Consider the following 14,331-nt stretch of genomic DNA (forward strand, 5'->3'; position numbering starts at 1 on the left):
AGAATCTTATAAATTAGTGAGGTTGGCAAGGCTTGTTCTGAGCACGAAGTGCGAAAGATCCTGCGAGGGTTAATAAGGTTAGTGAAGTTACAGATTTGTTGTAGGGAGGTAATTAATATGGATTCTATAGAGCTCAGGCATTTATTACATCAAACGCCAGAAATAGCTTTTCATGAATATGAAACTCAAAGGATTTTGATTAACGCACTTAAAGAGATGCAATGTGAAAAATTGACAGTGTATAAAATAGCCGAGACAGGGGTTATGGCTATTTATAAGAATAAGCCAACTGGTCCGTTTATTCTCTACAGGGCGGATATGGATGGGCTTCCTATTGTGGAAAAAACCAATTGGAAGTTTGCATCTAAAAATGGTAATATGCATGCCTGTGGACATGATGTTCATATGGCAGTTGAGTATGAGCTTATTAAAAAGATTATTAATTCCAATATAGATGAGAATTTTGTATTTGTTTTTCAACCTGCAGAAGAAACAGGTGGAGGAGCAAAGTATGTTCTTGAAGAGCTTGATGAATTACCTGTAAAATATGCTGTAGCCTTGCACGTTACAGATGAGTACGAATTCGGCACAATAGCATCGCGCGCTGGTACGTTGTTTGCTTCTGCAACAGAAATTGATATCACATTTGTAGGTAAACCAGCACATATTGCTTTTTACAGCGAGGGTATTGATTCTCTGAGAATGGCCTCAGAATTTTTGAGTGTTCATTACAACAAAAATTTTCAGGAGGATGTTCTTGTTGGATTTGGCAAAATTTCAGGTGGCGATGTTAGAAATATAGTTGCCAGAGAAACAGTTATAATGGGGAGTATTAGAAGTCCTTCTTTGAATATAACTGAAGAGGTTATATCTGAGATTTCAAAAATAGCGTCACAAATTTCAAAAAAATATTCCGGAGACTTTTCTATTTCCAGGGGAAGTGTTTATCCACAGGTAGTTGTCGATGAGTCTTTATTAAATAAGTTAAAAAGCGTGTGTAAAAGAAATAATTTTCATTTTGTAGAATGTAATATGAAATTCACAGGAGAGGATTTTGGATATTTTTCCTTAAAATATCCATCATTATTGTTTTGGGCAGGAGTTTCAAAAGGAGAGAGAAAAGGTTTGCATAACCCGGAATTTTTACCGGAGGATGATGTGATAAAACCTCTTGCTGAACTTATGTACAACTTTTTGAAGGAGCTGATGGAGAATGAATGAGCTCTTAAAAGAAATAGCTAATGAATATGGTACACCAGTTTATGTTTATTTTGAATCTGTACTTGAGGAAAGGGCTTTGAGAGTTTTAAAGACATTCGAAGGGGTTAAGTTTTTGCCAACTGTTGCGGTTAAGGCGAATAACAACCCACATCTTCTTTCTATACTTTCAAATATTGGTTTTGGAGCAGATGTACTGGGAGAGGGAGAGTTATATGCGTGTAAACTTGCGGGAATTTCTCCAGAAAAGATTATATGGAATGGAAACGGTAAAACAAAAGAACAACAAAAATATATGGAAGAACAACACATAGGATACGTGAATGTGGATTCAGTAGAAGAATTTGAAGAGCTCTGGAAAAATTCAGAGACGAATATGGAACTTTTTTTGCGCGTCAATCCAGATGTTGATCCGAAAACACATCCTTATATTTCCACTGGTTTGAAAATACACAAATTTGGTATGTCGTTTCAACAGGCAGAAGCACTTTTAAGTAAATACAGAGGAAAAATATCTGGCTTTCACATACATATAGGTTCGCAAATATTGGAGGTTGCGCCATTTAAAGAAGCGATAGAAAAAACAATCAATCTTGCAAAAAAATATGAAATAAAAAAAATTAACATAGGTGGTGGATGGGGAGTACGTTATAAAGAGGAAGAAAAAGAATTGGATTTAGAAAAGTACCGAAAAGTAATAATACCATTGCTTCAGAATTTTGAATTGGTTTTAAACGAAGTGGGAAGGTTTATTTTCGCACCTGCTGGTGTTCTTTTAACAAAAGTTGTTCGTATTAAAGAAACAGAGTATAAAAATTTTATTGTTGTTGATACAGGGATGAATCATCTTATAAGGCCTTCATTATACGGAGCATTTCACAAAGTGGAAAATGTAGTATCTAAAAGTACGAAAAAGATAATAGCAGATGTTGTTGGCCCTTTGTGTGAAACAGGTGATTTTATAGTTAAAGAGATTACTCTACCAAGACCAGCACCAGGTGACATATTTGTTGTTTACAACGTGGGGGCATACGGTTATTCTATGGCAAACAATTACAATGGAACACTACGTCCCGCTGAAATTTTAGTGAAAAAAGATGGCAGTTATGAATTAATAAGAAAAAGAGAGTCAATAGTTGACCTCTACAAATTTTAGTTCTTCTTTTAAAAATTCAACATATTTGACTATCATCTTATGTTTGTCGTAAGCTATTAGTTTTGCTGTTTTTGTGTATAGTCTGGAGTAAAGATTCAGAATTTTTTCTTCAAAATGTTTCAAAATATGTTCAAGACTATGATTAGTTTTTGCAGAATGAGATATTACCCTGTAGATTCCTATCGCACCAAGTGCATCTATCCTGTCAGCGTCCTGTAAAATTTTCGCTTCAAGAGTTTCTGGAGTCAGATTTTTACGATAGCGATGGACTTTTATAGCGTAAGTAATATTTTCTATATAAGGATAATTTATACTTTCGAGGAATTTTTCGGCAATTTTGGCTCCTTCTTCTGCGTGATCTATTAATGGGGTTTCAATTTCCATGGGACGAGCAATGTCGTGAAGATAAGCTGCAGGAATAAGAATATCAAGATTAGCTCCTTCGCTTTTTCCGATATATTTGCAGTATTGAACAACCCTTAAAATGTGATCCAATCCATGTTCACCGTTTTTTCCCAATTCCTTTTCTACAAATTCTTTGATGATGTTCCATTTTTCTTTTAGATATACCATTCTTCTCACCCATTATTCATTTATTTTTCCTACAGGTGCAAGATATATTACAAATTCTTCATTTCCATCTACTCCGATTAATTTATCCATGAGCTCCTGATCGTATGCGCCTATAGCACATGTGCCGCTATTAATGGATTCTGCTGCTAAATACAGGTTCTGACAAACATGCCCTGCATCAAGAGCAATTGCTTTGTAGGATTCCTGGGCATATCGCCATTCAGTTCTATATGGTATTGCCGTCCATACAAATACAACAGCAGATTCTCCAACAAACTTTTGATTGAGGGTCGCTTCAATTACATTGTTTGAAAAATCACCTTCTTTTAGAAGAATTAGCTTGTGTTTTAGAGGAATATATCTGTAAATTCCCTTGTTGAGGTTTTCAATATTGAATACTACAAGATATGTTTCAAACGGGTGACGCGCACCAGCAGAAGGGACGTTTCTAAAAGTAGCGATTCCGTTTCTTATTATTTCTTTTACACCTTGAGTTAACCAGAGAAGATAGGAAAGCTCTTCAAGATTTAATGGGGTTTTAATAAATTTTCTTCTGCTTCTTCTCTTTTCAATAATATTTTTCAAAGGAACATTTCCGAATTTTAATGTTTCAGGTTCTGGTAAATCAATTAATTTCGAGTTTTCTGGATAAGGTTTTTCAATTGGAGGATGTGGTATTCCTTTTCTCTGATCAGTTGTTACGGTTTTAAGAATTTTCCAGTTTGATTTTAAAAAGTCTCTTGTCTTCATAAAAGTCCCCCCTTTTTTTTGTTCGCATACAAAAATTTTAGCATATTATCATGATAAAAGCGAGAGTTAGCGAGGTTGGTAACAAAAAATAAGATCCCTCGTCATTACATTCCTCGGGATGACAAAGAAAGGGATTGTCATTCCGAACCCGAAAGGTGAGGAATCTTATAGTTAGCGAGTGTTGGCGAGGTTGGCGAGAGTTAGCAAGGTTGGTAAAAAACAAGATCCTTCGCTACGCTCAGGATGACAAAAAATGTCATTCCGAGGAGCGCACGCGACGAGGAATCTTATAACTGGCGAGATTAGCAAGGCTTGTCCTAAGCACGGAGTGCAAAGGATCTTGCGAAGTTGGCAAGATTAGCGAGGGTTGGTAAAAAAGATCCCTTGTCACTTCGTTCCTCGGGATGACAGGAAAAGGTTGTCATTCCGAACCCGAAGGGTGAGGAATCTTGTATTTAGCGAGATTAGCGGGTGTTGGCGAGAGTTAGCGAGATTGGTAAAAAGAATAAGGTCCTTTGTCGCTATCGCACCTTAGTACGGTATCTTTTTGTTATACTAAGGTTGGTTGTTTTTATGATATAATTATACTAAACAGGATTAGTATAATTGTGATTAGTATAATTATACCAGATGGGTGGTGGTATTATTTTTGTAAATAGATTCGAAGAAAAAGAACTTCTTAATAAAATACTTAACTCTCACAAAAAGGAAGTTTTCATATTGTATGGTAGAAGACGTGTTGGAAAAAGTGCCTTGTTAAAAGAAGTTTCAAAGAATAAAAAAACTTTGTTTTACACTGCCAGGAAGATATCAAAAGCTGAACAGTTAAATAATTTTTCCAGAAGTGTTGGTGATTTTTTTAATTTAGGGAATATAAAGTTTGAAAACTGGGAGGATGCATTTAGAATTTTATTTAATTTTTCCAGAAAAGAAAGTATAGTTATTATTCTCGATGAATTTCAATATCTTGCAGAAAAAAACGATGAAATAATCTCGGTTTTGCAGGTTTTAATAGATGAGTTCGATGATTCTAAGTTCAAACTTATTCTTTGCGGTTCAAGTATAAGTTTTATGGAAGGGATATTAAGTTATAAAAATCCATTATATGGAAGAAAAACTGGGAATTTAAAATTAAATCCTATCCCATTTGAACATTTAAAGCTCTTTATACCGGAATATGATTTTCACCAATTGATTGAAACTTATTCAATAATAGGAGGCATACCTTATTATTTAACTCTATGGGATGGAAATATAAACTTGTATGCAAATATTGAAAATTTGTTTTTAAAAATCGGTGCGCCGTTGAAAGAAGAACCTTATTTCATTTTGTATCAAGAGTTAAGAGAACCTGCGGTTTATCAGTCTATACTTGAAGCCCTTGCAAGTGGGAAAAACAAATTAAATGAAATCACATCATTTATAGGAGAAAATGATTCACGAAAACTACAACCGTATTTAAAATCACTTATTACCTTAAAATTGGTTAAAAGAATTACTCCTGCACTTCTAAAAAATCCACATAGAACAAAAAATTTTTTATATGTCATTGAAGACCAGATGTTTAGGTTCTGGTATAGATATATCTTCCCTTACAAAGAAAGTATAGATTTAAATGAGTATAAAGGTGTCTTGAAATTGATAGAAAAAGATTTGTCCCAATATGTTTCGTTTGAATTTGAAAAGCAGAGTATAAATTACCTTAAAAAACGTTTTGAACTGCTTGAGGCGGGAAATTATTGGAAAAGAGATGTTGAAATAGATATGTTGGGTAGAGATAAAAAAGGGAAGCTGTATGCTGCTGAAATAAAATGGCGAAATAAAAAAATGAATGTGAAAGATTTCTATAATCTGAAGAGTAAAATAGAAAAGCTACAATTGGATGTGGATTATTTTATTTTGGTTTCAAAAAGAGGGTTTGAAAAGAGCCTTTTTGAAATAGATGAAAAAATTCATTTTATTGAATTTAGTAAAGAGAAGGGTTGGCAAGAATTGGCGAGTGTTGGCGAAGTTGGTGAGAGTTAGCAGGTTGGTAAAAAACAAGATCCTTCGCTACGCTCAGGATGACAAAAAAATGTCATTTCGAGGAGCGTAGAAGGCGAGGAATCTTATAACTGGCGAGGTTAGCAAGGCTTGTCCTGAGCATGGAGTGCAAAGGATCTTGCGAAGTTGGCGAGATTGGCGAGAATTGGTAAGAAAGATTCCTCGTCACTTCGTTCCTCGGGATGACGAAAAAGGAAAAGTTAGGAATTTCTCCTTTGTGTCATTCCAAGGAGCAGATGCGACGAGGAATCCACCACCTATGTCATTCCGAACCCGAAGGGTGAGGAATCTTAATTAGCGAGAGTTGGCAAGGTTGGCAAGATTAGCGAGATTGGCGAAGTTGGTAAAAAGAATAAGATCCTTCGTCGCTGGTGCTCCTCAGGATGACATCCTCCTCGTCATTTCATTCCTCGGGATGACAAAAAGCAGAAGGCAGAGATTTTTTTTAAATGAATTCTCGATGATTTTTGTGAAAGTGTTATAATTTAACAAAGAAAGGTAATTTTTATATTAAAAGGAGGAAGGGAGATATGAAAATTTTTGTGACCTATAGAATACCAGAAGCGGGTATTAAAATGCTTGAAGAAAAATATGATCTGGATGTTCATAATGGCCCTGATTTTTTAACAAAGGAAGAAATGATGAGACGTGTCGCAGATGCAGATGCAGTAATTACCCAGCTTAGAGATCCTGTGGACAGAGAATTTATCGATGCGGGAAAGAATCTGAAAATAATAGCTAATTACGCTGTTGGTTACAATAATATAGATGTTGAGTATGCAAAAGCAAAAGGAATATATGTAACAAACACACCGGGAGTTTTAACAGAAGCAACCGCAGATATAGCGTGGGCTCTTATTTTGAGTGTGGCAAGAAAAATAATACCCGCGGATAAGTTTGTAAGGGAAGGAAAGTTTGCTGGATGGAAACCACAATTATTTTTAGGTTATGAAATACATGGAAAAGTGCTCGGAATAATAGGAATGGGAAGAATAGGTCAGGCGGTTGCCAGAAGGGCACTTGGTTTTGGCATGAAAATAATATATCATAATCGGAGAAGATTACCAGAGGAAGTGGAAAATATTTATAATGCAAGATATACCGATTTAGAAACGCTTTTAAAAGAAGCAGATATTGTTTCTATAAATGTCCCACTTACCAGAGAGACGCATCACTTGCTTAGCAGGGAGAAGTTAGAACTTTTAAAACCAACAGCAATAATTGTAAATACAGCAAGGGGTCCTGTTGTTGATGAGCAGGCTCTTTATGAAATGCTGAAGGCTGAAAGAATAGCAGGTGCGGGGTTTGATGTTTATGAAAATGAACCTTTGTTAACCCCAGGTCTTGAAAAATTGGATAATGTGGTTTTGCTTCCTCATATTGGATCTGCTACATACGAAACGCGTGAAAAAATGTCTGTAATGGTTGCAGAGAATATCATAGCTGCTTTAAATGGGCAGAAACCTGAAAATCTTGTTTGGTAAAGGGCGAGGTGTAATTTTTGAAACTTAGAGTTGCAGTTGCTGGAGGTGTTACTGGCGGGCACCTGTATCCTGCTATTTCCATTCTGGAGCATTTAGAAAAATTTGTTGATGTTGAAGTGTTGTATTTTTCAGTGAAAGGGAAACTTGAAGAAAGAATTATCCCGAAAATTCATCCTGAATACAGCCTGGAATCTCTGGATGTACAGGGATTAAAGAGGCCGTTGACGACTTATGAAAATGTCGCAAGGTTATTTAAGATTTTAAAGAGTAAACAAAAGGTTTTAAAAGTTCTCAGGGGTTACAAACCTGATTTTGTAATAGTTACTGGAGGTTATGTTAGTTATCCTGTGGGAATAGCGGCTCATAAACTAAAAATACCTTTGTTTGTCCAGGAGCAAAATGTTGTTCCCGGATTAAGCAATTTGAAGTTGTCAAAATACGCCTCAAAGATATTTTTATCTTTTAAAGACTCCAGAGACTATTTTCCGAAAAAGCTAAGAGATAAATTAATGGTTACGGGAAATCCTATAAGAATTTCTTCAATGGGTAAGAAGTTGAGTTATGATAAACCTGTGATTTTAATAATAGGTGGTAGTGGTGGGAGTGAATTTTTAAATGAAGTGGCATGCAAACTGGCAAAGGAACTGAAAAATTCATACATAATTTTATCTTCCGGGGGTAAGAAAGTCCCGTGTAAGAATGGCAATTTAAAGGTTTTGAATTATATTGATAATATGGTAGATTATTATAACGTAGCGTCTTGCGTTATTGCCCGAGGTGGTGCAACTACTATAAGTGAGCTGTTGTATTTTGATCTTCCTTCAGTAATCATTCCATGGGAAGGTTCTACAGAATCTCATCAACTTGAAAATGCCAGACAGATAGAAAAAGAAGGATTGGGAATTGTTGTGAAAGAATCAGAGTTCTCTTTTGAAAAGATATTGGAAAAGGTAAGAGAATGTGTGAATTTGAATAAAAGAAATGTAAAAAGGAAGATAAATCCAGCAGAAGTTATAGCTCGTGAAATTATAAGAGAGGTGAAAAGAGTGTGAAAGTTCATTTTCTGGGAATTGGCGGAATTGGCATGAGCGCTCAGGCTTTACATGAACATTTTACAGGGAATTACGTAACAGGTACTGATTTATACAATTCTGAAAGGGTACAATATTTAAAAAGCAAAGGTATAGTTGTATATAATTCGCATAATGAGAAAAACGTCTGGGATGCAGATCTGGTAGTTGTTACTCCTGCAATTTCTGAAGAAAATCCTGAATTATTTGAAGCTCGGAAAAGGAAAATAGATATAATTTCGCGAATGGAACATCATGTGAGGATAATTAAAAAATATACAAAGTTTGGTGTTACCGGTACTGATGGTAAGACAACAACAACTTCTATGTTAGCACATGCATTAATAAAATTAGAAGAAGACCCTACGGTTTTTCTTGGTTCAGTGCATTCAGAGCTGGAACATGGTAATTATCGCAAAGGAGGGCAAAAATGCGTATTTGAACTTGATGAAAGTCAACCAGGGTTTGAAAAATATAAATCTGAGTATTTAATAATCACAAATATCAGAGGAGATCATATAGAAAATTATAAAAGTTATAAACATTATTTGTCTTCATTTGAAGAGGCCAGGAAAAACTCTGAAATATGTGTGACCAATGCAGACGAGGAAATAATAAAGGGAGATATCAGTTTTGGAATTAACAGAGGAGTTTTCAAAGTTATATCAATCAATCCGGATGGGAATAAGCAAAAAGTAAATATTTCAACTCCTCAGGGAGAAAAAAAGTTTCTTTTATCGGTGCCTGGAACGCATAATGCTGTTAACGCTTTGGCAGTTATTGCACTTTTGTATAAATTAGGATATTCCATGGAAGATGTATTGTACCTGTTTGAGGATTATAGACTACCTGATAGAAGGTTTGAAATTTCTTTTGATGATGGCAAAATTACAGTTATTGATGATTACTCACACACACCTATTGAGGTTAAAAATCTTTTAAACACTGTCAGAGCGGTGTATAAAAATCGACGAATAGTTGTAGTATTTCAGCCCCACAGGTATACTCGATTAAAAAGAGATTGGAAAGCTTTTGCAGAGGTGCTTTCAGTGGCAGATGAGGTTTATGTTACAGAAGTATACGGGGCTTTCGAAAAGGAAGATGGGATAAGCGCTGAAAATATTGCTAAATTAATTTCCAATTCCCATTTTGTTTCTGAAAAGGATGAAATTTTAGAACTTATAGAACCGAAACCTGCTGTATATCTTTTTGTTGGAGCAGGAGATATAGTTGAGGTTTCGAATAGATTTAGAAATAAATTGAAAGAAACTGTTAATAAGTAGCAGGGGGGATTGCGCTGAGCTTAAAACTTCAAGAAATTTATCTGAAAGGTTTTAAATCTTTTGCACACCCTACAAGAATTCCTATATCGCCAAGAATATCTGTTATTGTTGGACCAAACGGTTCGGGAAAGTCGAACATTGTGGATGCCCTACGATGGGTTTTTGGCGAACAATCAATGAAAGAATTACGGGCTGAAGAAAGAAGTGATGTAATATTTTCCGGTAGTGAAAAAACAAGGCCATCACAAAATGCGTTTGTTGAACTTACATTTTCTTTGAACGGTGAAATAGTAAGAATTGCCAGAGAAATTACGAGAAATGGTAAAAGTGGTTATTTTCTGAACGGTGATCAGGTACGATTAAAAGATATAAAAAATTTCATAAATAGTACAGAAAAGGGAATGTATTCAATTATAAGTCAGGGACAGATAGATAAGATAGTTACTTCCAGTGCAGAAGACTTGAGAAAATTAATTGAAGAAGCAGCGGGGACGGCTGTGTATCGTGACAGAAAAAAAGAAGCTTTAACAAGGCTTGCAGCTACAGAAGCAAATCTTGAGAGAATAAAGGATATACTCTTTGAGGTTGAAAAAAACAAAAAGTCTTTATATTTAAAAGCTAAAAAAGCTGAAAGATATAAAGAATATAGTGAAAAACTTAGCCAGGTAAAGGCCCGATATTTTAGTGGAGTTTATACTCACGAAAAGCGGCTGTTGGATAGTCTTAGCGAGCAAAGAGAAGAGCTTAAAGGGAACCTGAAAGCAACTTTAAAAGAGTTAGCAGGTATTGAAAGTAAATGGTCTGTACTTCGGGAAGAATTTAATGAAATAGATAAAGAAATGGAAAGTTTTACGGGGCTTCTTGAAGATCACAAAAAAAGACAGATGCAACTTTTAGAATTAAGGGAAACTTTTACTCAAAAATTAAACAGGTACGAGAGCAATTATGTGGAGATTGTAACAAAAATAGACAGTTTTAAAGAGGAGACCAGGCGTCTTAAAACACGTGAAGAAGAAGTTTTGATGATAGAAAAATCTTTGAACAAAGAAATAGAAGAAAAGGAAAAAGTACTTTTGGAGCTTGAAGAAAAGAGAGAAGCTTTAATGTCAAATTATTCTCAAAGAGAGATGGAATTGTTAAAGAAGAAACAGGAATACGATGGCTATGAAAAACAGTTGCATAAGATTCAAACAGAAAAACAACATCTGGCAGATCTCCAGGTGGATCTGGAAAAAAGATTAAAGATGATAACTGAACAATTTATTTCTAAAAAAACACGTTTAGAGGACCTTGAAGATGAGATAGAAGAACTTTCAAAAAGCGTTTCAAAATTTGATGAAAGCGCAAAGAAATTATTAGATGAACTGAACGAAATAAAAAATAATATGGAAAAATTAACCAGTGAACGAGAAAATATAAAAGAAGAATTGGAAGAGTTGTTTCATAGGAAGAGAGAAATTAGTTCAGAAGTCCAGATTTTGCAAAAGCAAATAGATGATTATCAGGGATTTTCACACGCTGTAAAAAAAGTTTTCGAAAATAAGGAAAAATTTGAAGGAATAGTAGATGTTGTAGCAAATATTATCGAAGTAGAGCCACAGTATACAGAGGCAATTGAAGCATTGTTAGGAGGAGTTCTTCAGCATATAGTTGTCGATACAGCAGAACATGCCAAAAAAATAATAGAATTTGCAAAAAGAACAAAAATAGGACGATTAACACTTATTCCTCTCGACTTGATAGAGGAACCCGGGCAGAATCAACATTTTGACTTTACAAAGGATACTCAAGGCGTTATAGGTATGGCCAGAGAACTTATAAAGATTAACAGAGATAAAAAGGGACTTGAAAAGCTTCCAGGTTATCTTTTTGGTGGTGATATTGTTGTCAAAGATATTGATACTGCTATTTTTGTAAAGAAGGAAAGGAAAATTTGGGGAAGGATAGCTACTCTTGATGGAGAAATAGTAAGTGTTAAAGGTTCAATGACCGGTGGGAAGAGTTCCAGTAACTATTCCTTGCTTTCGAGGAAGCAAAAAATACAAAAACTGGAAGAGGAATTGAATCGTCTATTAAATAAAGAGGAAAAATTACAGGAAACTTTTGAAAACATTAAGAAAGAAATAGAAGAATTAAGGAACTATTCAGAAGTTGTGAGTAAAGAATTGATAAATTTAAATAGTCAGAGTGCTTCCAGCAAAAGAATGCTACAGGAATTGGTAAAAACTCGTGATGAAATATTAAAAGAAGTTGAATCTCTTGAGAAGTTAAAAGTAGAATATACTCAAAAGTTTGAGGGAATAAATGCAAGGTATGATATAATTGAAAAGAGTATAAAAGAGTATATGGGAAAAATCAATAGTTTAAAATCTATGCTGGATGATTATAGTAAGGAAATTCTTGAAGAAAAGGAAAAGTTGGACGAGCTAAACTCACGGATAACAGATGTTAAAATGGATTTAACAAATCTAATGGAGCGGCGGATTCAGTATGACTCTGAAATAAAAAGAATTCATCTTAGGTATAAAGAAATTGAAACTGAATTGGGAGAACTTTTGCGTGAAAAAGGTAATGTAGAATCTGAAATGGAAAATTTAAAACAAATTCTTCAGGAGAATGAAAAAGAAATAGAGGCTTTAAAACGTGAAACTGAAGAATTGTTTGAAAGTATGAAATATAGAAAAAGTGGAAAAGAACAAAAATTTCAGGAAGTAAAAAAGTTGGAAGAAAAAATGGAAGAGCTAAGAAACAAAGTAGAGAAGGTTAGAGAAAAATTACATAAAATAGATTTGAAAATTCAGGAAAAAGAAATAAAAATAAGCGGTATTCCAGAAGAATTCAGAAATGAGATAATAGTTAAGGAAAATGAACTTGATGAGTTAAAAACGCAAATAGAAGAACTGGAAAACAAAATAAAGTATTTAGGTTCTGTTGATTTAGAAGCTGAAGAAGAATATAAAAGAGTTGAGAAAGAGTATAATGATTTGTATTTGCAGAAAGAAGATCTTGAAAGTGCCCGAAAAAAACTTATAGATCTTATAGAAAAAACAGATGAGGAAGCCCGAAAAGTTTTTATGGGAACTTTTAATGTTGTAAATGGTGCGTTTAAAAGATATGTAGAGCAGTTGTTTTACGGCGGGACAGGAATTATGCGCTTAACTGATGAAGCCAATGTTCTGGATTCAGGAGTGGAAATAGTTATTACAAAAGCCGGTCGACGAGCACAAAAACTGCAGCTTTTATCCGGTGGAGAAAAAGCGTTGGTAGGGCTTGCGTTATTAATGGCTCTTCTTGAAGCTCAGCCAAGTGCGTTTTATGTCCTGGATGAGGTTGACGCTCCATTAGATGAGTACAATGCTGAAAAATTTAGAAGACTTCTTGAAAATTCAAGAGCGCAATTTATAATTGTAACGCATAATAAAATAGTTATGGAAGCGGCGGATGTTCTTCATGGAGTTACCATGGTGGACGGTGTATCTACCATAGTTCCTGTGAGAATGGAGGAGGTAGTATGAGGCATCTATTCTTTCTTCAACAATTTTTCGAAAGGTTACCAGCACCTGCTTTTATAAAAGATAACAAATTTAGATTGGTGTGGGTTAACAAAGAGTGGAAGAAAGTGTTTGGGCTTGATGACAGGAAAGTTATAGGAAAAACTATTTCTGAAATATTTGGAGACGGAGAATATGAAAAACAGGACAAAAGTATTGTGCGAAGTAAAAAACCTTTTACTTACGAAACAGACATTGGGTCAAAACATTATAGGGTAATAAAAATTCCTATAAGGCTTGGTGATGGAACGTATGGAGTTGCAGGCGTGGCCTTTGACATTACCGATAAGCATATTGGAGAGATATTGTTAAAAACTAATGTTAAACTCTCAACTTTGTTGAATGAGGCTTTTGAAGAAGTTCCAGAAGATAAGGATATACTTATCGAATATTTTTTTGATAAAGTTTATGAAACAACAAATATTGGGCCATGGGCTTTGATAAAAGGCGAAGATGTTTTAAAAACTTATCTTCCAGAAAAAGTATGTGAAAGGGCAAAGTCAAAAGAAGGTATTAAAGAATTTTCAGTAGATGGTGAAAAATGGCTTGTAGTTCCAATAGAAAATTACAAAATAGTTTTTAAAAGTAGTCCTTTGAGATTAAAAATAATGAATCAACTGGCGCCTATTCTGGTTCCAAAGATAGAGGTAGCGTTGCAGAAAATAGAAATAGAATCAAAGAAACAAAACTATTATAGAGCACTTGAAAAAATGGTAGAAACAGTTGTAGAATGGAACAACAAAGGAAGTTTGCAGGATTTCATGCAAAAAGCACTTGAAAAAATAGTTGAAATTATTCCAGAAGCTGAAAAGGGGAGTGTATGGTTGTATTCTGAAAACACTTATGATTGCATAGCTGAGATTGGATATCCCGGAGCAACACAGCTGAAGTTTGCCGCTGAGAAAACGGCCTATGGGCAGAAAATAACGGAAATGATAGAAGAAGGATACAAAGTTTTTGAAATTGAAAGAGCTTATGAGTTTGTTAAAAAGAGCGAACTCTCGGAGATACTTGGGAACTATGGAATGTTTAGTGAAAGTTTTATTCCTCTTATAGGAGTATTTCATCTGGATAACCAGATTATTGGCAATATTTCCATTGATAATTTTAATGGAATACATTTCTCAGAAGAAAGCAAAAAATTACTTGGGTATTACGTAGATTTGTTAACCACTTTTTTGAAAAAAGGTAGTTGAAGGGAAA

The 14,331-nt window shown here is 34.6% G+C and carries 10 protein-coding genes; 8 read left to right on the plus strand and 2 right to left on the minus strand.

The genetic code is table 11. From position 1 onward, the window contains the following. The first annotated feature begins 117 nt into the window (after positions 1 to 117). Together JYK00_RS03535 and lysA are read left to right on the plus strand one after the other, a co-directional pair. Positions 118 to 1,221 (plus strand): M20 family metallopeptidase, encoded by a 1,104-nt coding sequence (locus JYK00_RS03535; RefSeq protein WP_207567312.1) that lies wholly within the window; start codon positions 118 to 120, stop codon positions 1,219 to 1,221. Continuing rightward, positions 1,214 to 2,374: a diaminopimelate decarboxylase gene (gene lysA, locus JYK00_RS03540; protein WP_207567313.1), complete on the plus strand. Its 1,161-nt coding sequence runs from the start codon at positions 1,214 to 1,216 to the stop codon at positions 2,372 to 2,374. The genes JYK00_RS03535 and lysA overlap by 8 nt, the downstream gene beginning before the upstream one ends. Here lysA and JYK00_RS03545 read toward each other — a convergent pair. Both JYK00_RS03545 and JYK00_RS03550 read right to left on the minus strand, forming a co-directional pair. Beyond that, a complete protein-coding gene (locus JYK00_RS03545; RefSeq protein WP_207567314.1) occupies positions 2,348 to 2,947 on the minus strand; it encodes an HD domain-containing protein in 600 nt (199 codons plus the stop codon). The genes lysA and JYK00_RS03545 overlap by 27 nt on opposite strands. Before the next feature lie 12 nt (positions 2,948 to 2,959). After that, positions 2,960 to 3,697 carry a SagB/ThcOx family dehydrogenase gene (locus tag JYK00_RS03550; RefSeq protein WP_207567315.1) on the minus strand — a complete coding sequence of 246 codons (738 nt, stop codon included), beginning with the start codon at positions 3,695 to 3,697 and terminating at the stop codon, positions 2,960 to 2,962. A gap of 630 nt (positions 3,698 to 4,327) precedes the next feature. Here JYK00_RS03550 and JYK00_RS03555 point away from each other — a divergent pair. The 6 genes from JYK00_RS03555 (at position 4,328) to JYK00_RS03580 (ending at position 14,324) form a co-directional block, all read left to right on the plus strand. Continuing rightward, positions 4,328 to 5,722, plus strand: a complete 1,395-nt coding sequence (locus JYK00_RS03555) for an ATP-binding protein (RefSeq protein ID WP_207567316.1) — start codon at positions 4,328 to 4,330, stop codon at positions 5,720 to 5,722. Between the two features lie 548 nt (positions 5,723 to 6,270). Then, a complete protein-coding gene (locus JYK00_RS03560) occupies positions 6,271 to 7,224 on the plus strand; it encodes a 2-hydroxyacid dehydrogenase (protein ID WP_207567317.1) in 954 nt (317 codons plus the stop codon). Positions 7,225 to 7,241: 17 nt separating this feature from the next. Next, entirely contained in the window at positions 7,242 to 8,276 is a 1,035-nt protein-coding gene (locus JYK00_RS03565) for a UDP-N-acetylglucosamine--N-acetylmuramyl-(pentapeptide) pyrophosphoryl-undecaprenol N-acetylglucosamine transferase (protein WP_207567318.1), read from the plus strand. Next, positions 8,273 to 9,577 carry a UDP-N-acetylmuramate--L-alanine ligase gene (gene murC / locus JYK00_RS03570; protein WP_207567319.1) on the plus strand — a complete coding sequence of 435 codons (1,305 nt, stop codon included), beginning with the start codon at positions 8,273 to 8,275 and terminating at the stop codon, positions 9,575 to 9,577. The genes JYK00_RS03565 and murC overlap by 4 nt, the downstream gene beginning before the upstream one ends. 77 nt (positions 9,578 to 9,654) lie before the next feature. Further along, positions 9,655 to 13,092, plus strand: a complete 3,438-nt coding sequence (gene smc / locus JYK00_RS03575; RefSeq protein ID WP_407701725.1) for a chromosome segregation protein SMC — start codon at positions 9,655 to 9,657, stop codon at positions 13,090 to 13,092. Beyond that, positions 13,089 to 14,324, plus strand: a complete 1,236-nt coding sequence (locus JYK00_RS03580) for a PAS domain-containing protein (RefSeq protein WP_207567321.1) — start codon at positions 13,089 to 13,091, stop codon at positions 14,322 to 14,324. The genes smc and JYK00_RS03580 overlap by 4 nt, the downstream gene beginning before the upstream one ends. Positions 14,325 to 14,331 lie beyond the last annotated feature (7 nt).

This window comes from Thermosipho ferrireducens (assembly GCF_017358165.1).
Lineage (GTDB): Bacteria > Thermotogota > Thermotogae > Thermotogales > Fervidobacteriaceae > Thermosipho_B > Thermosipho_B ferrireducens.

Coding starts and splice junctions, on each gene's coding strand:
- JYK00_RS03535 (WP_207567312.1), top strand. CDS start 118: ATGGATTCTATAGAGCTCAGGCATTTATTACATCAAACGCCAGAAATA.
- lysA (WP_207567313.1), top strand. CDS start 1,214: ATGAATGAGCTCTTAAAAGAAATAGCTAATGAATATGGTACACCAGTT.
- JYK00_RS03545 (WP_207567314.1), bottom strand. CDS start 2,947: ATGGTATATCTAAAAGAAAAATGGAACATCATCAAAGAATTTGTAGAA.
- JYK00_RS03550 (WP_207567315.1), bottom strand. CDS start 3,697: ATGAAGACAAGAGACTTTTTAAAATCAAACTGGAAAATTCTTAAAACC.
- JYK00_RS03555 (WP_207567316.1), top strand. CDS start 4,328: ATGGGTGGTGGTATTATTTTTGTAAATAGATTCGAAGAAAAAGAACTT.
- JYK00_RS03560 (WP_207567317.1), top strand. CDS start 6,271: ATGAAAATTTTTGTGACCTATAGAATACCAGAAGCGGGTATTAAAATG.
- JYK00_RS03580 (WP_207567321.1), top strand. CDS start 13,089: ATGAGGCATCTATTCTTTCTTCAACAATTTTTCGAAAGGTTACCAGCA.